Origin of the sequence: Clavibacter michiganensis (assembly GCF_002151125.1) — a bacterium.
GTDB classification, from domain to species: domain Bacteria; phylum Actinomycetota; class Actinomycetes; order Actinomycetales; family Microbacteriaceae; genus Clavibacter; species Clavibacter michiganensis_C.
Window position 1 is genome coordinate 1 of the sequence record NZ_MDJZ01000004.1, and the last position, 18,218, is coordinate 18,218.

Genomic DNA, 18,218 nt, shown 5'->3' on the forward strand with positions numbered 1-18,218 from the left:
GAATATGCCGCGCCCGCCGCGCGTCGCGCCCGCGATGACCCGCCCTCCCGAGCCTGACCCGTCGCGCCCCGCGATGCCCGCCCACCCCGATCGAAGGACCCCCGTGCCCACCCCACCCATCCGCGTCGCCCTGGTCGACGACCAGGCCCTGTTCCGCACGGGCGTCCGCATGCTCATCTCCTCCCAGCCCGACCTCGAGTTCGCCGGGGAGGCCGCCAACGGCCAGGAGGCCGTGGAGCTCGCGCGCGCCGAGCACCCCGACGTGATCCTCATGGACATCCGCATGCCCGTGATGGACGGGATCCAGGCCACGGCCGAGGTGCTGCGCGCCGCGGACGCGCGCGGCGACCGACCGCCGCGCGTCCTCGTGCTCACGACCTTCGACCTCGACGAGAGCGCGGCGCGCGCCATCCGGGCGGGGGCGAGCGGCTTCGTGCTGAAGGACGCCGACCCCGAGTTCCTGCTCGCCGCCATCCGCACCGTCCACGCGGGCAACTCGGTCATCGCGGCGTCGGCGACCCGGCAGCTCCTCGAGCACTTCGACTCGGGATCCCGGCCGCGGGTCGCCCCGCCGGCGTTCGCGTCGCTGACCTCGCGCGAGCGGGAGATCTTCGTGCTCGCCGCTCGCGGGCTCAGCAACGCGGAGATCGCCCAGGCGGAGTTCCTCAGCGAGGCGACGGTCAAGACGCACGTCAGCCGCATCCTCGCGAAGCTCAGCCTCCGGGACCGCGTGCAGCTCGTGGTCTTCGCCTTCGAGCACCGGCTGACCGGGACGCAGCCGCAGGGCTAGCCGGTCCGGCCCGCCCTCGGCCGGCCCCCGGACCCGTGGGCTAGATTCAGACGCCTTCGCTCCCGCACCAGAGGACCACCGTGCTCCACGATCTCGCCGACCTGCCTCTCATCTCCGCGTCCTTCGTGACCGCGGCGGCGGCGGTCCCGGCGATCCTCCTCCTGCTCCTCTCCGTGGTCGCGCGCCGCGCGCGCATCCGACGCGGGGCCACGGCCGCGGACCCGCGGCGCACGATCGCCGAGACCGCCCTCGCGGCCGGGCTCGGCGCCCTCTTCGGCCTGGCTCTCGCGTTCGTGCTCGGGGACGTCCTCGACCTCTTCGGCGTGGTGCTCTCGACCGGCACGCGCGGGTGGACCGCGATCGGCGGCATGGGCCTCGGCCTGGCCGCCATCGCGCTCGCCCGCGGTCGGCGCAGCGTCACGGGCGTCGGGGGATCCGAGCCGCCGCCGCGCCACCTGCGCGCGCTGCACACGGCCCTCGGCATCCTGGTCGTCCCGCTCGTCGTCCTCGCCTCCGCCGTCGGCATCAACGCCGACGTCCAGGAGTACCCGAACGTCGCCGCCGCGTTCGGCCTCACCCGCGTGCTGCCGCTCGACCTGACCACGCTCCCGTCGCCGGACGGCGCGCCGCCGGTGTCGTCCGGCCCCCTCGAGGACACCTGGCAGCCGGCGGGCGCGCTCCCCGCGCGCGGGCGGCTGGGCACGACCACGATCCCGGCCACGCAGTCGGGCTTCCCCGCCCGGGACGCGCTCGTGTACCTGCCGCCGGCGGCGCTCGTCGACGACGCCCCCGCCCTGCCCGTGGTCGTCGCCATGTCCGGGCAGCCCGGGTCGCCCGTCGACCTGTTCGCGTCCGGTCGGCTCGACCGCGTGATGGACCAGTACGCGAGCGCGCACCGCGGCCTCGCGCCGATCGTCGTCGTGCCGGACCAGCTCGGCGCGCCCGAGGACAACCCCATGTGCGTGGACTCGCCCCTCGGGCAGTCGGCCACGTACCTCACGGTCGACGTCCCCGCGTGGATCCGCGCGAACCTCCGCGTGCTCCCGGACCGGACGGCCTGGTCCGTGCTCGGGTTCTCGGAGGGCGGCACCTGCGCCGCCCAGCTCGGGGCCGCCCACCCGGACCTCTTCGGCTCGCTCGTCGACATCTCCGGCGAGATGGCCCCGACCATCGGCGCCGACACCGTGCAGGACGCGTTCGGCGGGTCGCAGGCGCAGTACGCCGCCGCGTTCCCGGCCGCGATCATGGAGGCCAGGAGCCCGTACGCGGACATGGCCGGGTTCTTCTGCGCCGGCGAGGACGACCAGCAGTACCGTCCGCAGGTGGAGCAGGTGGAGGCTGCGGCGCGCGCGTCCGGCATGGCGACCCGCCTGAGCACGTCCCCGGGCACGTCGCACGACTGGGGCACCGTGCAGTGGTGCGTGCAGGACGCGCTGCCCGCGCTCGGCCAGCGGCTGGGCGTCGCGCGATGACCGCCGCATCCCGCCCCTTCACGATCCGGGGCGCCGCGCGCGCCCTCGCGTCCCGGCTCCTCGCCCAGCGCGTCACGCTCGCCATCGCGCTCGTCGTCCTGGTGCTGGCCGTGCTGCCCGCCGTCTCCGGCACCTGGCGCCGCGTCGTCCACCACCAGCTGGCGACGGGCTACGAGGCGGTCGTCGAGCGCGGCCACTGGTGGACCACCGTCACGGCCGCCTTCCTCACCGACGGCCCCGTCGAGCTCGTCGTCTCGCTGGTCGCCGTGCTCGTGCTCGTCGGCGTCGCCGAGCGCCTCATGGGGTGGTGGCGCACGCTCCTCGGCTTCGTGCTCACGGGCACCGTCGGATCCCTCCTCGGCATCGCGGTGCAGGCGCAGGGGCTCGTCGACGGCGAGCTCTGGTCGCACGGCGTGCGGGGCGTCGCGACGGCGGATCCCCTCACCGCGGTCGCCGGCGTGCTCGCGCTCTCGAGCGCGTGGGCGGGCGTCCTGTGGCGTCGCCGCATCCGCGTGGTGCTCGTCGTCGTGGTGCTCGTCTTCCTGCTCTACTCGGGGCAGCCCAGCGACCTCTACCGGCTCCTCGCGATCCTGGTCGGCGGGGTCGTCGGGGCGCTGCTGCACCGGCCGGCCGGGGGAGCGCTCTGGCAGCGCAGCTCCCACCACGAGGTGCGCGTCATGCTGGCCGCCGTCGTGGCGATCCTCGGCACGGGCCCCGTCATCGCGCTGCTGTCCCGCAGCCGCTACGGGCCGCTCGCCCCCATCGCGCTGCTGTTCGTCGACGACCGGGTGCCGGGCGACGCGATCTCGACCCGCTGCCTCTCGAGCGACTTCACGCACGACTGCCTGCAGGAGATCATGCTGGCGCGCATCGGGGGCGGCGTCGGCCCGATCCTGCTCTCGGTCGCCCCGCTGCTCGCGCTGCTCGTCGCCGCGTACGGCCTGGCCCGCGGGCGGCGCTTCGCCGTCTGGCTGGCCGTGAGCGTCAACCTGCTCATCGCCGTGCTCTCCGCCTACGCGTTCGGGATGCTCGTGCACCGCGACATGGTCTCGCCGCGCCTGTCGGCGTCCCCGTCCGCCCACCCGGAGGCGGTGGCCGCGCTCGTCGCGTCGGTGGCGCTGCCGCTCGGCAGCGCGATCGTCCTCGTGATCCTCCGACGGCACTTCACGATCCTGTCCACGGCGCCCGCGATCCGGCGGTTCCTCCTGACGACGGGCGCCGCCCTGGTCGGGCTCGCGGCCCTCTTCGTGGTCACGGGGCTCGCGCTCTCCGACGCCTTCACCCGCCCGGTGGATCTCAACGACCTGCTGGCGGAGGCGCCCGACCGCTTCATCCCGGCCTCGTTCCTGCGGGGCGAGTCGCTCGACTTCCTGCCGACGGACCCGATCACCGACATCGTCTACCGCGGCGTCGGCCCGGCCTTCTGGATCATCCTGGTCGTCGCGAGCCTCCGCGCCATCGCCGACGTGCGCATCGCCGCCGTGCCGCGCGCGCAGGCCAGGGTGGCGCCCGCCCTCCGCCGCGGCGCCATCGGCTCCCTCTCGCACATGGCGACGTGGCCGGGCAACTCCTACTGGATCGCCGCCGACGGCAGCACGGTCGTCGCCTACCGGGTCGTGGGCAGCGTCGCCATCACGACCGCGGCGCCGCTCGGGCCGCCCGCGGACGAGGCGGCGCTCCGCGACGTCCTCGGCCAGTTCGCGCGCTTCGCCGACGACAACGGGTGGACGCCCGTCTTCTACAGCGTCCCCGCCTCCATGGCGCCGCTGTTCCGCGACATGGGCTGGGAGACGCTCGTCGTCGCCGAGGAGACCGTCGTCCGGCCGGGCACCTGGCAGACCACGGGCAAGAAGTGGCAGGACGTGCGCACGTCCATCAACCGCGCCGACCGCGCCGGGATCCGCGCCGAGTGGACCACGTGGGCCGAGCTGCCCCTCGCGTGGGCCAGCCAGATCGAGCAGATGTCCGAGGAGTGGGTCGCCGAGAAGGAGCTGCCCGAGATGGGCTTCACCCTCGGCGGCGTCGAGGAGCTCCGGGATCCCGCGGTGCGCCTCATGCTCGCCGTCGACGCGGAGGACCACGTGCAGGCGGCGACGAGCTGGCTGCCCACGTGGCGGGACGGCGAGGTGGTCGGCTGGACGCTCGACTTCATGCGCCGCCGGCCGGACGGGATCAACGGCGTGATGGAGTTCCTCATCGCACGCTCGGCGATGCGCATGAAGGAGGACGGCATCGAGTTCATGAGCCTCTCCGCCGCGCCGCTCGCGCAGACCCGGGCCGCGTCCCCGAAGGGCGAGCGCGCGGACGACGGCGGCGATCGGCAGGAGAGCGCGGTCGAGCGGATCCTCGAGTTCCTCGCCGACTCGCTCGAGCCCGTGTACGGCTTCCGCTCGCTGCTGGAGTTCAAGCGCAAGTTCCAGCCGGAGCTGGTGCCGCTGATCATGGCGTACCCGGACGCGACCGCCCTGCCGACCGTCGGGTTCGCCCTGACCCGCGCCTACCTGCCGTCGACGTCGGTGCGCGACCTGACCCGCGTCCTCCGCTCGGCGCGCTGAGGCGGCCGGACGCGGTGTACCGTTGTCGCATGCAGTCCGGCCGCCTCCTCCTTAGTCGCCGCGGCGAGGCCTGATCCGGCCCTCCTCGTCGCGGAGTCCCGTCACGGCTGACCCGACATCTTCCGAGGAGACGACCATGAAGAGCACGCAGACCCCCAGCGGGATGCCCGTCCACAAGTACCGCCCGTTCCACGAGCAGATCCAGGTGGACCTGCCGGACCGCACCTGGCCCACGCGCCGCATCACCGAGGCCCCGCGCTGGTGCGCGGTCGACCTGCGCGACGGCAACCAGGCCCTCATCGACCCGATGAGCCCCGAGCGCAAGCGGATCATGTTCGACCTGCTCGTGCGCATGGGCTACAAGGAGATCGAGGTCGGCTTCCCGTCGGCCAGCCAGACCGACTTCGACTTCGTGCGCAGCCTCATCGAGGAGGGCGCGATCCCGGACGACGTGACCATCCAGGTCCTGACGCAGGCGCGCGAGCACCTCATCGCCCGCACGTACGAGTCGCTGCGCGGCGCGAAGCAGGCCATCGTGCACCTCTACAACTCGACGAGCGTGCTGCAGCGCGAGGTGGTGTTCCGCACCGACCGCCAGGGCATCATCGACATCGCGCTCGAGGGCGCGCGCCTCTGCAAGCGGTACGAGGAGACGATCCCGGCGACGGACGTCTACTACGAGTACTCGCCCGAGAGCTACACGGGCACCGAGCTCGAGTTCGCGGCCGAGATCTGCAACCGCGTCGTCGAGGTCCTCGACCCGACCCCCGAGCGCAAGGTCATCATCAACCTGCCCGCGACCGTGGAGATGGCGACCCCGAACGTCTACGCCGACTCCATCGAGTGGATGTGCCGCCACCTCGACCGCCGCGACGAGATCCTCGTCTCGCTGCACCCGCACAACGACCGCGGCACGGCCGTCGCCGCCGCCGAGCTCGGCTACCTGGCCGGCGCCGACCGCATCGAGGGCTGCCTGTTCGGCAACGGGGAGCGCACCGGCAACGTCGACCTCGTCGCGCTCGGGATCAACCTCTTCACCCAGGGCATCGACCCCGAGATCGACTTCAGCGACCTCGACGGGATCAAGCGCACGGCCGAGCACTGCAACCAGCTGGCCGTCCCCGAGCGGAGCCCGTGGGCGGGCGACCTCGTCTACACGGCGTTCAGCGGATCCCACCAGGACGCCATCAAGAAGGGCTTCGAGGCCATGGCCGTCGACGCGGCCGCCCAGGGCGTCACGGTCGACGACATCCCGTGGGCCGTGCCCTACCTGCCCGTGGACCCGCAGGACCTCGGCCGCTCCTACGAGGCCGTGATCCGCGTCAACTCCCAGTCCGGCAAGGGCGGCGTCGCGTACCTGCTGAAGGCCGACCACTCGCTGGACCTGCCGCGCCGCCTGCAGATCGAGTTCTCCGGCGTCGTGCAGGCGAAGACCGACGCCGAGGGCGGCGAGGTCACGAGCGCGCAGATCTGGTCGATCTTCCAGGACGAGTACCTGCCCGCTCCGCTCGACCGCGCCGAGGAGAAGTGGGGCCGGTTCGAGCTCACGTCCACGCGCACGTCGAGCGACATGGGCGGATCCGTGTCCCTCGACGTCGAGCTCCGCGACGGCGACGAGGTGCGCGACGCGTCCGCGTCCGGGAACGGGCCGATCGCCGCGTTCCTGAAGGTGCTCGCCGACCAGGGCGTCGACGTCCGCCTCCTCGACTACGTGGAGCACGCCCTCAGCGCGAGCGGCGACGCGCTGGCCGCGTCGTACGTGGAGCTCGAGGTCGAGGGCGTGCGCCTCTGGGGCGTCGGCATCGACGAGGACAGCTCGACGGCGTCGCTCGAGGCGATCGTCTCGGGCGTGAACCGCGCCATCCGGCGCACCGTGCGCGAGCCGGAGCTGGCCGCGGTCTGATCCCCGCGAGCGACGCGCGATCCACGAAGGCCGGGCGGCGACGCCCGGCCGTCGTCGTGCGCGGACGGGGGCCGAGCGGGCACGCGGGGGATCCGCGCCGCGGACGCGGGGGATCCGCGCCGCGGACGCGGGGGATCAGCGCCGCGGACGCGGGCGGCGCAGCGCCGTGAAGCGGAGACGCGAGAGCGCGCGCTGCTCCGGCAGGCTCCACCCGAAGCGGACCGCGAGGAGCCGCGTGGTCGCCGTCACGGCGACGCAGACGATCGCAGCGATCCACATGGGCACCCCGAACGCGGACAGCGCCACGACGATGACCGCGCCCACGCCGGCGGCGACCGCGTAGAGCGATCCGACGTGCATCATCGCGATGGGGAGGTTGAGCAGGAGGTCGCGGACGAACGAGCCGCCGACGGCCGACACCACGCCGATGAACACGGCGGGCACGCCCGGCACCCCGGCCGCCAGCGCCTTCGAGGTGCCGATGGCGCAGAACAGGCCGATGGTGAGCGCGTCGAGGGCGGTGATGACCACGTCGAGGCGGGTGAAGATCCGCTCGAGCAGCATGCCGCCGAGGGCCGCCGCGACCGCCATCAGCATGAGCCAGTTGCTCGAGAGGGCCGCGGGCGTGACGTCGAGGAACACGTCGCGGAGGAGGCCGCCGCCGAGGCCCGTGGCCGTGCCGATGATGGCGACGCCGAGCAGGTCGAGCCGCCGGTCGCGGAAGCCCGCCGCGAACATGGCGCCCTGGAGGCTGCCGATGCTGACCGCCAGGAGGTCCGCCCAGAGCGGGATGGTGAGGGGGACGGGATCCATGGCTACCCCTTGATAGCACAGGGGCGACGCCCCGCCGGGCCGCATGACGCCGGGCGGACCGGCCTGCCCCCGCGCGGCGGCGGCGGGGGAGCCGCGGCGCGGGGCGGATAATCGAGGGGTGCCCCTCTACCGTGACGAGATCGTCGTCCTGCGCACCCACAAGCTGGGCGAGGCGGACCGGATCGTCACGATGCTCTCCCGACAGCACGGCAAGATCCGCGCGGTGGCGAAGGGCGTGCGCCGCACGCAGTCGAAGTTCGGCGCGCGGCTCGAGCCGTTCATGGTCGCCGACGCGCAGTTCTTCGAGGGCCGGACCCTCGACATCATCACGCAGGCCGAGTCCATCGCGTCCTACGGCGCCCTCATCGCGACCGACTACGGCAGCTACACCGCCGCCAGCGCCATGGTCGAGACGGCCGACCGCGTCACCGAGGACGAGGGGTCGCTCCAGCAGTACCTGCTCCTCGTCGGCGCGCTCCGTTCGCTCAGCCGCCGCGAGCACGGCGCGAGCCTGACGCTCGACTCGTACCTGCTGCGGAGCCTGTCGATGGCGGGCTGGGCGCCGAGCTTCCAGGACTGCGCCGTCACGGGCGCGCCCGGCCCGCACTCCGCGTTCGTGGTGCAGCTGGGCGGCGTGGTCGCCGACGCCGCCGCCCCGCCCGGCTCCCCGCGGCTCGACCCCGACACCCTCGCGCTCCTCTCGGCCCTCCTCACGGGCGACTGGCCGCACGCCGAGGCCGCCACGCTCCGGTCGCAGGCGCGCGCGAGCGGCGTCGTCGCGGCGTACGCGCAGTGGCACCTCGACCGCGGGATCCGCTCGCTCGGCCTCGTCGACCGCAGCGACGCCCGCCAGCTCCTGCCCGCCACCGAGCAGCCCGTGCCGCTCGACGCGCCCGACCTCGACGCCGCCGACCCGGATCCCGCCGCGGCCCTCGCCGCCGCGACGGCGTCCGTCGTGCGGTCCACGCCGGCCGCCGCCGAGCCCGCCCCTTCCGCCGACCGCCCCCGAGCACAGGAGACGACCCCATGAGCCGACGCCCCGAGGTCCCCGGCCGCACCGACCTGCCGCTCGACTGGACGGGGGAGCAGCCGCCCCGGATCCCCGCCGACCTCGTGCCGAAGCACATCGCGGTGGTCATGGACGGCAACGGCCGCTGGGCCAACCAGCGGGGGCTCCCGCGCACCGCCGGCCACCAGGCGGGCGAGGAGGCGTGGTTCGACACCGTCGCGGGCGCCGTGCAGCTCGGCGCGACGCACCTGTCCGTCTACGCGTTCTCGACCGAGAACTGGAAGCGCTCGCCCGCCGAGGTCCGGTTCCTCATGGGGTTCAACCGCGACGTGATCCACCGCCGCCGCGACCAGCTGAACGCCTGGAACGTGCGGATCCGCTGGGCCGGCCGCCGCCCGCGCCTGTGGCGCAGCGTCATCGACGACCTCCAGGTGGCCGAGGAGATGACGAAGGACAACACCGGCATGACGCTGACGATGTGCATCAACTACGGCGGCCGCACCGAGATCGGCGACGCCGTCAAGCGCATCGCCGAGGACGTGGACGCCGGGCGCCTCAAGGCGTCGCGCGTCGACGAGCGCACGATCCAGCGCTACCTCTACCTGCCGGACGTGCCCGACGTCGACCTCTTCATCCGCAGCTCGGGCGAGCAGCGCACGAGCAACTTCCTGCTCTGGCAGTCGGCGTACGCGGAGATGGTGTTCCTCGACCGGCTGTGGCCCGACTTCCGCAGGAAGGACCTGTGGGACGCCGTCGAGAGCTACGTGCACCGCGACCGGCGGTTCGGCGGCGCGGTCGACGCGCACGCGGGGGACGCGGACGAGGGGTCCGCGGAGGATCCGGATGCGCGGCCCGAGGGCGAGCCGCAGCCGACCGCTCAGTAGCATCGGGACGTGAGCACCCCCGACACCGCGCCCCGCCCGTCCGCCGCCGCCGCCGCCGTTCCCGAGGGGGGCGACGCGCCCATCCGGGTCGGCGTCGTCGGCTACGGCCTCGCCGGCCGCGTGTTCCACGCGCCGTTCCTCGAGGCCAGCCCGGAGTACCGCATCGCCCTGGTCTCGACCTCCGACCCCGACCGCGCCGCCCTGGTGCGCGAGCGCCACCCGGGCGCGGACGTCGTCGCCTCCGCGGACGAGCTCTTCGCCCGCTCCGCCGAGCTCGACATGGTGGTCATCGCGTCGCCCGCCTCCGCGCACCTGCGCCAGGGCCTGCAGGCGCTCGACGCGCACCTCGCCGTCGTCATGGACAAGCCGTTCGTCGCGACCGTGGACGAGGCGCTCATGCTCATCGAGCGCGCCGAGGCCCTCGGGATCCCGTTCTCCGTGTTCCAGAACCGCCGCCTCGACGGCGACTTCCTCACGGTGCGGGCGCTCATCGCGTCGGGGCGGCTGGGCGAGGTCCACCGCTTCGAGTCGACCTTCGAGCGCTGGGGCGGCCCCGTCCGCGACCGCTGGCAGGACCGTGAGACCCCGGCCGACGCCGCGGGCATCTCCTACGACCTCGGCAGCCACCTCATCGACCAGGCCATCGAGCTGTTCGGCCCCGTCGCCGACTTCGCGGCCGAGCTCGCGACCGTGCGCGACGGATCCGCGAGCGATGACGACGCCTTCTACTCGCTGCTGCACGAGTCGGGCGTGCAGTCGCACATCACCGTCAGCCGCGTCGCCGCGCTGGCCGGCCCCCGCTTCCGCGTGCTCGGCACCGCGGGCGCCTACGCCGTGCACGGGCTCGACCCGCAGGAGCCGCTCCTCAAGGAGGGCGCGTCGCCCGCCGATCCGGGCTTCGGCGAGGCGCCCGAGTCCGACTGGGGCACGCTCGTCGAGGCGGCGGGCGATCCGGCGGGGAAGCGGATCCCCACCGAGCGCGGGCGCTACGCCGACTTCTACCGCGCGATGGCCGACGCCGTCCGCGGCCGCGGACCCGTGCCCGTGGAGCCGCGCGACTCCCTCGAGACCGTCCGGATCATCGAGCTCGCCCACCGGCGGACCGCGGGCGACGAGGACTGAGCGGACCCGCCCGTAGACTGGGGGCCGCCTTTCCCGGCGACCCGCGGCGCCCGCCCATCGGTCGCCGTCCGCCGACCGGGCACCCAGTCCGGCCTCTTCCCTTGGAGCAAACGTGGCAACCCCCTCGCGTCTCGACCCGGTCATCAACCTCGCCAAGCGGCGCGGCTTCGTCTTCCAGGCGGGTGAGATCTACGGCGGCTCGCGCTCCGCGTGGGACTACGGGCCGCTCGGCGTGGCCCTGAAGGAGAACATCAAGCGCCAGTGGTGGCAGACCATGGTCAACGGCCGCGACGACGTCGTGGGCCTCGACTCCTCCGTCATCCTGCCCCGCCGCGTGTGGGAGGCCTCCGGCCACGTCGAGGTCTTCAGCGACCCGCTCGTCGAGTCACTGCACACGCACAAGCGGTACCGCGCCGACCACCTCCTCGAGGCGTACGAGGCCAAGCACGGCCACCCGCCGGCCAACGGCCTCGCGGACGTCAACGACCCGGACACCGGCCAGCCCGGATCCTGGACCGAGCCCCAGAACTTCTCGGGCCTGCTCAAGACCTTCCTGGGTCCCGTCGACAACCAGGAGGGCCTGCACTACCTCCGCCCGGAGACCGCGCAGGGCATCTTCGTCAACTTCGCCAACGTGCTGAGCGCCGCGCGCCAGAAGCCGCCGTTCGGCATCGGCCAGATCGGCAAGAGCTTCCGCAACGAGATCACGCCGCAGAACTGGATCTTCCGCACGCGCGAGTTCGAGCAGATGGAGATGGAGTTCTTCGTCGAGCCCGGCACCGACGCCGAGTGGCACCAGTACTGGATCGACGCCCGCTACGCCTGGTACACCGACCTCGGCATCGACCCCGAGAACCTCCGCCTGTTCGAGCACCCGCAGGAGAAGCTCTCCCACTACTCGACCCGCACGGTCGACATCGAGTACCGCTTCGGCTTCGCCGGCGGCGCCTGGGGCGAGCTCGAGGGCATCGCGAACCGCACCGACTACGACCTGCGCACGCACTCCGAGGCGTCCGGCCAGGACCTCTCCTACTTCGACCAGACGAAGAACGAGCGGTGGATCCCGTACGTCATCGAGCCCGCGGCCGGCCTCACCCGCTCGATGATGGCGTTCCTCGTCGACGCCTACCACGAGGACGAGGCGCCGAACGCGAAGGGCGGCGTGGACAAGCGCACGGTCCTCCGCCTCGACCGTCGCCTCGCGCCCGTCAAGGTCGCCGTGCTGCCGCTGTCGCGCAACGAGAAGCTGTCGCCGGTGGCGCGCGAGCTCGCCGCGGAGCTGCGCAAGGTCTGGAACATCGAGTTCGACGACGCGGGCGCCATCGGACGCCGCTACCGCCGCCAGGACGAGATCGGCACGCCGTTCTGCGTGACGATCGACTTCGACACGCTCGACGACCGCGCCGTCACCGTCCGCGAGCGCGACACCATGGCGCAGGAGCGCATCCCGCTCGACGACCTCGTCGGCTACCTCGCGGGGCAGCTCGTCGGGGCCTGATCCGCGCGATCCCGCACGAGAGATCCGCCGTCCCCTGCCGCCCCGCGCGGGTCAGGGGCGGCGGATCGTCAGCTCGTCGGTGATGTCGCCGACCGTCGCGCCGAGCGCCGCGACCAGCGCGTCCGCGTCGACCAGGGCCGAGACGCCGTGCTCGCCGCCGCCCATGCCGATCCGTCGGCCGGCGATCCGCTCGTCGGCGAAGACGGGCAGGTCGCCGCGGGCGCCGAGCGGCGTGATGGTGCCGCGCGCGTAGCCGGTCGCCTCGAGGGCCACCTCGGGCGCGGGCATCGAGAGCTTGTTGACGCCCACGAGGGCGCGCAGCTTCGACCAGCTGATCTGCCGGTCGCCCGGCACGAGCGCCATGAGCAGCGCGCCGTCGTGCCGCTTCACCACGAGCGACTTCACGAGGTGGGACGGCTCGATGCCGAGGCCGCGGGCCGCCTCCTCGAGGGATCCGGCGTCGGGCCGGTCGACGACCTCGACGTCGATGCCGAGGCGCGCGGCGTGGGCGAGCACGCGGTCGCGCCCCCGGGGAGCGGCGTCGTCGGATGCGGTCGGGACGGAGGAGGGGGAGCTGTCGGCCATGCTCGGGCAACACCGCGGGAATGCCCCGCCTTCCCGACCGGTTGCCCACCCGTGACCGACTCCTCCGCCCCCGCCCTGCCCGCCATCCGCGTCGACGTCTGGTCGGACATCGCCTGCCCGTGGTGCTACGTCGGCAAGCGCCGCTTCGAGCGCGGCGCGCGCGACTTCCGGGCGAGGACGCCCGGCGCCCCCGAGATCGAGGTCACCTACCGGTCCTTCGAGCTCGCACCCGACACCCCGGTCGACTTCCAGGGCACCGAGGTCGACTTCCTGGCGGGCCACAAGGGCATCCCCGCCGACCGCGTCGCGACGATGCTCGAGGACATGACCCGGCTCGCCGCCGCCGAGGGCCTGGCCTACGACTACGACGCGCTGCAGCACACCAACACCGTCCTCGCGCACGAGCTGCTGCACGTGGCGCGCGTGCGCGGCGTGCAGCTGGAGATGGTGGAGCGCCTGCTGTCCGCCTACTTCACCGAGGGCCGCCACGTCGGTCGGGTCCCGGACCTCGTCGAGCTCGCGGTCGAGGTCGGCCTCGACGCCGACGAGGTGCGCGAGGCGCTGGAGTCGCACCGCCACATCGACGACGTGCGCGCCGACCAGGCGCAGGCGGTCGCCTACGGGATCCAGGGCGTGCCCTTCTTCGTGATCGACGAGCGCTTCGGGATCTCCGGCGCGCAGGACCCGACGGTCTTCGCCTCCGCCCTCGGCGAGGCCCTGGCCGCGCGCGACGGCGACACGGTGCGCGTCGTCGCGGGCGAGGAGGCCGCCCGATGAGCGCCGCGCCCGCCACCGGCGCGCTGCCCGTCGCGGTCGTCCCCTTCGCGATGCGCGGATCCGCGGACGCCGCCGCCTGCGAGGGCGACGCCTGCCTCGTCCCCGGCGCGTCCGTCGCCGACGACCACGCCGCGCACGACGTGGGCACCGAGGCCTCGGCTGCGGCCGACCTGGCGCGCGTCCGCGACGCGATCGACGCCGGGCGGGCCATCTGACCGTCCCTCCCCAGGCGCCCGCCGCCTGGCCCCCGCGGGGATCCCGCCCCGCGTCCGCCGCCCGCCGTCCCGTCTGGGAGAATCGAGCCGTCATGTCCTCTCCGACCCTCGCCTCCGTCCCCTCCCCGGCCGACGCTCCCGGCGCACCCGCGCCCGCCGCCGAGCCGGCCCTCCGCATCGGCGGCATCCCGCTCGACGTGCCCGTCGTACTCGCGCCCATGGCGGGCATCACCAACACCGCGTTCCGCCGGCTGTGCCGCGAGTTCGGCGCGGGCCTCTACGTCAGCGAGATGATCACGAGCCGCGCGCTCGTCGAGCGCACGCCCGAGTCCATGCGCCTCATCACGCACCACCCCTCGGAGAAGGTGCGCTCCATCCAGCTCTACGGGGTGGATCCGAAGACCGTGCGCGAGGCCGTCACGATGCTCGTCGCGGAGGACCGCGCCGACCACATCGACCTCAACTTCGGCTGCCCCGTGCCCAAGGTCACGAGCAAGGGCGGGGGAGCGGCGCTGCCCTGGAAGCTCGGGCTGTTCACCGACATCGTCGAGGGCGCCGTGAAGGCCGCGGGCGACGTCCCGCTCACGGTCAAGATGCGCAAGGGCATCGACGCCGACCACCTCACCTACCTCGAGGCCGGGCGCGCCGCCGAGGGCGCGGGCGTCGCGTCCATCGCGCTGCACGCGCGCACGGCGAGCGACTACTACAGCGGCCACGCCGACTGGCCCGCCATAGCGAAGCTCAAGCAGGCCATCGCGAGCGTGCCGGTCCTCGGCAACGGCGACATCTGGGCCGCGGAGGACGCCATCCGGATGATGGACGAGACGGGCGCCGACGGCGTGGTCGTCGGCCGCGGCTGCCTCGGCCGCCCCTGGCTCTTCGGCGACCTCGCGGCCGCGTTCCACGCGCGCGCCGCCGGCCTCGACCCCGCGGACACGCCCCGCGCCCACCCGTCGCAGGGACAGGTCGCCGACACCTTCCGCCGCCACGTCGAGCTCCTCGCCGAGTTCTTCGAGAGCGAGGAGCGCGGCTGCCGCGACGCGCGCAAGCACGTCGCCTGGTACTTCAAGGGCTATCCGGTCGGCGGCGACCTGCGAGCGGCGCTCGCGTCGGCGTCGTCGCTCGAGGAGATCGACGGCCTGCTCGCCACCCTCGACCGCGACCAGCCCTACCCGGGCGCCGGCGCCGAGGGCGCGCGCGGACGCCAGGGCAGCATGAAGCGCACGGCGCTGCCGGACCGCTGGCTCGAGAGCCGCGACATCGACGCGCAGGATGCGATGGACATCGCGGACGGGGAGATCCACAACAGTGGCGGTTGAGAGCATGCACGAGCGGTCGGCGTACAGCGCCACCGACGCCGAGCGGTGGTTCCCCGAGCAGCACTCGTCCCGCCGGAGCGACTTCGCACGAGACCGCGCCCGCCTGCTGCACTCGAGCGCGCTCCGGCGCCTCGCCGCCAAGACGCAGGTGCTGAGCCCCATGGCCGGCCTCGACTTCGCGCGCAACCGGCTCACGCACTCCCTCGAGGTGGCGCAGGTGGGCCGCGAGCTCGCCTCCAGCCTCGACCTCGATCCCGACGTGGTCGACACCGCGTGCCTCGCGCACGACATCGGCCACCCGCCGTTCGGGCACAACGGCGAGCGGGCGCTCAACGACTGGGCGTCCGACATCGGCGGCTTCGAGGGCAACGCGCAGACGCTGCGGCTGCTCACCCGGCTGGAGCCCAAGGTCATCGGGCCGGAGGGACGGCCGTACGGCCTCAACCTCACGCGGGCCAGCCTCGACGCGAGCTGCAAGTACCCGTGGCCGAGCTCGCAGTCGGTGCCCGACCCCTCGGGCCGCGGCAAGTTCGGCTTCTACGACGACGACGTGGCCGCCTTCGAGTGGCTCCGCGAGGGCGCGCCCACGGGCCGCCGCTGCATCGAGGCGGAGGTCATGGACCTCAGCGACGACATCGCCTACTCCGTGCACGACTTCGAGGACGCCATCGTCGGCGGCTACGTCGACGTGCGCGCGCTCGGCGCCCGGGTCGACCACGAGGAGCTCGTCGACTCGATGGTCGCGTGGATCGGCGGCGCGCACTCGCACGAGGAGCTGATCCAGGCCTTCGACCGGCTCGACTCCCTCGACGTGTGGGTGGACGAGTACGACGGCGGCCGCGGCGCCCAGGCGGCGCTGAAGGACCTCACGAGCCAGCTCATCGGCCGCTTCGCGGGTGCCGCCACGCAGCTCACGCGCGCCACGCACACCGACCGCAGCCTCATCCGCTTCGGCGCGCACGTGGTCGTCCCGCGGGCGATCCAGGCGGAGATCGCGGTGCTCAAGGGCATCGTCGCGGCGTTCGTCATGTCGAAGAACACGCGGCAGCCCATCTACGCGCGCCAGCGCGAGGTCCTCGCCGGCCTCGCCGACGCCCTGCACGCGCGGGGCGCCGACGAGCTCGACCCCGGCTTCGCGGGCGACTGGCACCAGGCCGCGGACGACGGCGCCCGCAAGCGCGTCATCGTCGACCAGGTCGCCAGCCTCACGGACCAGTCGGCCATCGCCTGGTACGAGCGCCTGTGCGCCCGGCCGGTCTTCTGACGCGCGCGGTGGCCCGTCGCCGGCCCGGGCTCGCGCCGGACGCCGGACGTAGGATGAGCCAATGGCCCTGATCCGCAAGAGCGACATCGACGAGGTGCGCTCCCGGGTGAACCTGGGCGACGTGGTGGGGGAGTACGTCACCCTCAAGTCGGCGGGCGTCGGATCCCTGAAGGGCCTCTGCCCCTTCCACGACGAGCGCACGCCGAGCTTCCACGTACGGCCCCAGGTCGGCTTCTACCACTGCTTCGGCTGCGGAGAGGGCGGCGACGTCTACACGTTCCTGCAGCGCATGGACCACGTCACGTTCGCCGAGGCCGTGGAGCGCATGGCGCAGCGGATCGGCTACCAGCTGCACTACGAGGACGGCCAGGCCGCCACCGACCAGGGCAACCGCTCGCGCCTCCTCGGCGCGAACGAGGCGGCCGCGGAGTTCTTCGTCGAGCAGCTCGGATCGGAGGAGGCGGAGATCGGCCGCACCTTCCTCGGGGAGCGCGGCTTCGACCAGGGCGCGGCGCAGCGCTTCGGCGTCGGCTTCGCCCCGCAGAGCTGGGACGCCCTCTCCACGCACCTCAAGGCCAAGGGCTACACGGAGGCCGAGCTGGTGACCGCAGGCCTCCTCAGCCAGGGCGACCGCGGCGCGTACGACCGGTTCCGCGGCCGGCTGGTGTGGCCCATCCGCGACCTCACGGGATCCACGGTCGGCTTCGGCGCCCGCCGCCTGCGCGAGGACGACAAGGGCCCGAAGTACCTCAACACGCCCGAGACGCCCGTCTACCACAAGAGCTCCGTGCTCTACGGGCTCGACCTCGCCAAGCGCGACGTGAGCCGCGGCCGCCAGGTGGTCGTGGTCGAGGGCTACACCGACGTGATGGCCTGCCACCTCGCCGGGGTCACCACCGCCGTCGCCACCTGCGGCACGTCGTTCGGCGTCGACCACATCAAGGTCCTCCGCCGCGTGCTCGGCGACGACAGCGGGCTCGGCGAGGTCGTCTTCACCTTCGACCCCGACGCGGCCGGCCAGAAGGCCGCCATGCGCGCCTTCTCGGAGGAGCGGCGCTTCGCCGCCCAGACCTACGTCGCGGTCGGCCCCGAGGGGCTGGATCCCTGCGACCTCCGCCTCACGCGCGGCGACGACGCCGTCCGCCGCATGATCCAGGGCAAGAAGCCCATGTTCGAGTTCGCGATCCGGCAGATCCTCGCCGACCACGACCTCGACACCGTCGAGGGCCGCGTCGCGGCGCTGCGCGCCGCCGCTCCCGTGGTCGCCGACATCCGCGACCCGTCCCTCCGGCCCGGCTACGCGCGGGAGCTCGCGGGCTGGCTGGGCATGGACCTCACGGAGGTCGGCCGCGCCGTCCAGACCGCGGGGCGCAGCACGCCCGCCGACGGCGCCGACCGCTCCGGCGGCTCGCCGCAGGGGCGGCACGCGCAGGGCGGGCACGGTCCGGACGACGACGGCGCGGCGGACGCGTCCCGCTCCATGTCCCTCATGGACCTGCCGACCGACCTCGCGACCCGCCTCGAGCGCGACGCGCTCATGGCGATGCTGCAGCACCCGGAGCTCGTCGGGAACGACCTGGTCATGCGGGCCGCGCAGGTCACCTTCGTCAACGAGAGCCTCGCGGTCGTCCGCGACGGCGTCATCGGGAGCATGGACGCCCTCGGCGGCGCGGACTGGCTGTCGCGCGTGGCCCTCGAGGTGCCCGAGTCGTTCGCGACGCTCGTGAAGCAGCTCGGCGTCGCGCCGCTGCCGAACCGCGGCGACGCCGACAAGCTCGCCGTCTACGTGAAGGGCGTCACGGCCGAGCTCGTCGGGCGCGACCTGCTGCGCCGCAAGGCCGACCTCATCGGCCGGCTGCAGCGCACGGACGCGACCCACGAGCGCGATCGCTACCAGGAGATCCAGCGCGAGCTCATGCAGGTCGAGGCCGAGCGCCGAGCGCTGCGCGAATAGCCCGGATCCAGTGCGCGCGAGGCGGACGGCGCGCGCCGGAGCGGACCGCGGGCCATGT

14 protein-coding genes and 1 pseudogene are annotated in these 18,218 nt (G+C 73.7%); 13 read left to right on the plus strand and 2 right to left on the minus strand.

What is annotated here, in order from left to right; genetic code table 11:
- Positions 1–103 precede the first annotated feature (103 nt).
- The 4 genes from BFL37_RS01360 to leuA all read left to right on the plus strand — a co-directional run bounded on the left by BFL37_RS01360 (position 104) and on the right by leuA (position 6,720).
- Positions 104–790 carry a response regulator gene (locus BFL37_RS01360; protein ID WP_086513390.1) on the plus strand — a complete coding sequence of 229 codons (687 nt, stop codon included), beginning with the start codon at positions 104–106 and terminating at the stop codon, positions 788–790.
- 80 nt (positions 791–870) lie between these two features.
- The gene (locus BFL37_RS01365; protein ID WP_086513391.1) at positions 871–2,262 is read left to right on the plus strand and encodes an alpha/beta hydrolase; all 1,392 of its coding nucleotides are present in this window, start codon (positions 871–873) and stop codon (positions 2,260–2,262) included.
- Positions 2,259–4,817: a bifunctional lysylphosphatidylglycerol flippase/synthetase MprF gene (locus BFL37_RS01370; RefSeq protein WP_086513392.1), complete on the plus strand. Its 2,559-nt coding sequence runs from the start codon at positions 2,259–2,261 to the stop codon at positions 4,815–4,817. Before BFL37_RS01365 ends, BFL37_RS01370 begins: the two co-directional genes overlap by 4 nt.
- Positions 4,818–4,953: 136 nt before the next feature.
- Entirely contained in the window at positions 4,954–6,720 is a 1,767-nt protein-coding gene (leuA, locus tag BFL37_RS01375) for a 2-isopropylmalate synthase (RefSeq protein WP_086513393.1), read from the plus strand.
- 135 nt (positions 6,721–6,855) lie between these two features.
- Here leuA and BFL37_RS01380 read toward each other — a convergent pair whose 3' ends face one another.
- The gene (locus BFL37_RS01380) at positions 6,856–7,533 is read right to left on the minus strand and encodes a trimeric intracellular cation channel family protein (protein WP_086513394.1); all 678 of its coding nucleotides are present in this window, start codon (positions 7,531–7,533) and stop codon (positions 6,856–6,858) included.
- Positions 7,534–7,651: 118 nt separating this feature from the next.
- Between BFL37_RS01380 and recO the strand changes: the two are divergent.
- The 4 genes and pseudogenes from recO to BFL37_RS01400 form a co-directional block, all read left to right on the plus strand.
- A pseudogene (gene recO / locus BFL37_RS01385) lies at positions 7,652–8,368 on the plus strand (DNA repair protein RecO); the annotation flags it as partial.
- Positions 8,369–8,559: 191 nt separating this feature from the next.
- Positions 8,560–9,426, plus strand: a complete 867-nt coding sequence (locus BFL37_RS01390; protein ID WP_086513396.1) for an isoprenyl transferase — start codon at positions 8,560–8,562, stop codon at positions 9,424–9,426.
- 9 nt (positions 9,427–9,435) lie between these two features.
- A complete protein-coding gene (locus BFL37_RS01395; RefSeq protein WP_086513397.1) occupies positions 9,436–10,548 on the plus strand; it encodes a Gfo/Idh/MocA family protein in 1,113 nt (370 codons plus the stop codon).
- 112 nt (positions 10,549–10,660) lie between these two features.
- Positions 10,661–12,046, plus strand: coding sequence for a glycine--tRNA ligase (locus BFL37_RS01400; protein ID WP_086513398.1), 1,386 nt, complete (start codon positions 10,661–10,663; stop codon positions 12,044–12,046).
- Positions 12,047–12,097: 51 nt separating this feature from the next.
- On the opposite strand, the gene BFL37_RS01405 is transcribed toward BFL37_RS01400, so the two are convergent.
- Positions 12,098–12,631 carry an aminoacyl-tRNA deacylase gene (locus tag BFL37_RS01405; RefSeq protein WP_086513399.1) on the minus strand — a complete coding sequence of 178 codons (534 nt, stop codon included), beginning with the start codon at positions 12,629–12,631 and terminating at the stop codon, positions 12,098–12,100.
- Between the two features lie 51 nt (positions 12,632–12,682).
- On the opposite strand from BFL37_RS01405, the gene BFL37_RS01410 reads away from it, so the two are divergent.
- The 5 genes from BFL37_RS01410 (at position 12,683) to dnaG (ending at position 18,160) form a co-directional block, all read left to right on the plus strand.
- Complete coding sequence (locus BFL37_RS01410) at positions 12,683–13,408, plus strand: DsbA family oxidoreductase (protein WP_086513400.1); 726 nt, start codon at positions 12,683–12,685, stop codon at positions 13,406–13,408.
- Entirely contained in the window at positions 13,405–13,623 is a 219-nt protein-coding gene (locus BFL37_RS01415) for a hypothetical protein (RefSeq protein ID WP_086513401.1), read from the plus strand. The genes BFL37_RS01410 and BFL37_RS01415 overlap by 4 nt, the downstream gene beginning before the upstream one ends.
- Positions 13,624–13,715: 92 nt before the next feature.
- The gene (gene dusB / locus BFL37_RS01420) at positions 13,716–14,942 is read left to right on the plus strand and encodes a tRNA dihydrouridine synthase DusB (protein WP_086513402.1); all 1,227 of its coding nucleotides are present in this window, start codon (positions 13,716–13,718) and stop codon (positions 14,940–14,942) included.
- A 4-nt stretch (positions 14,943–14,946) separates the two neighbouring features.
- Positions 14,947–16,206, plus strand: a complete 1,260-nt coding sequence (locus tag BFL37_RS01425) for a deoxyguanosinetriphosphate triphosphohydrolase (protein WP_086513601.1) — start codon at positions 14,947–14,949, stop codon at positions 16,204–16,206.
- Positions 16,207–16,267: 61 nt separating this feature from the next.
- Positions 16,268–18,160 (plus strand): DNA primase, encoded by a 1,893-nt coding sequence (gene dnaG, locus BFL37_RS01430; protein ID WP_086513403.1) that lies wholly within the window; start codon positions 16,268–16,270, stop codon positions 18,158–18,160.
- Positions 18,161–18,218: the final 58 nt, after the last annotated feature.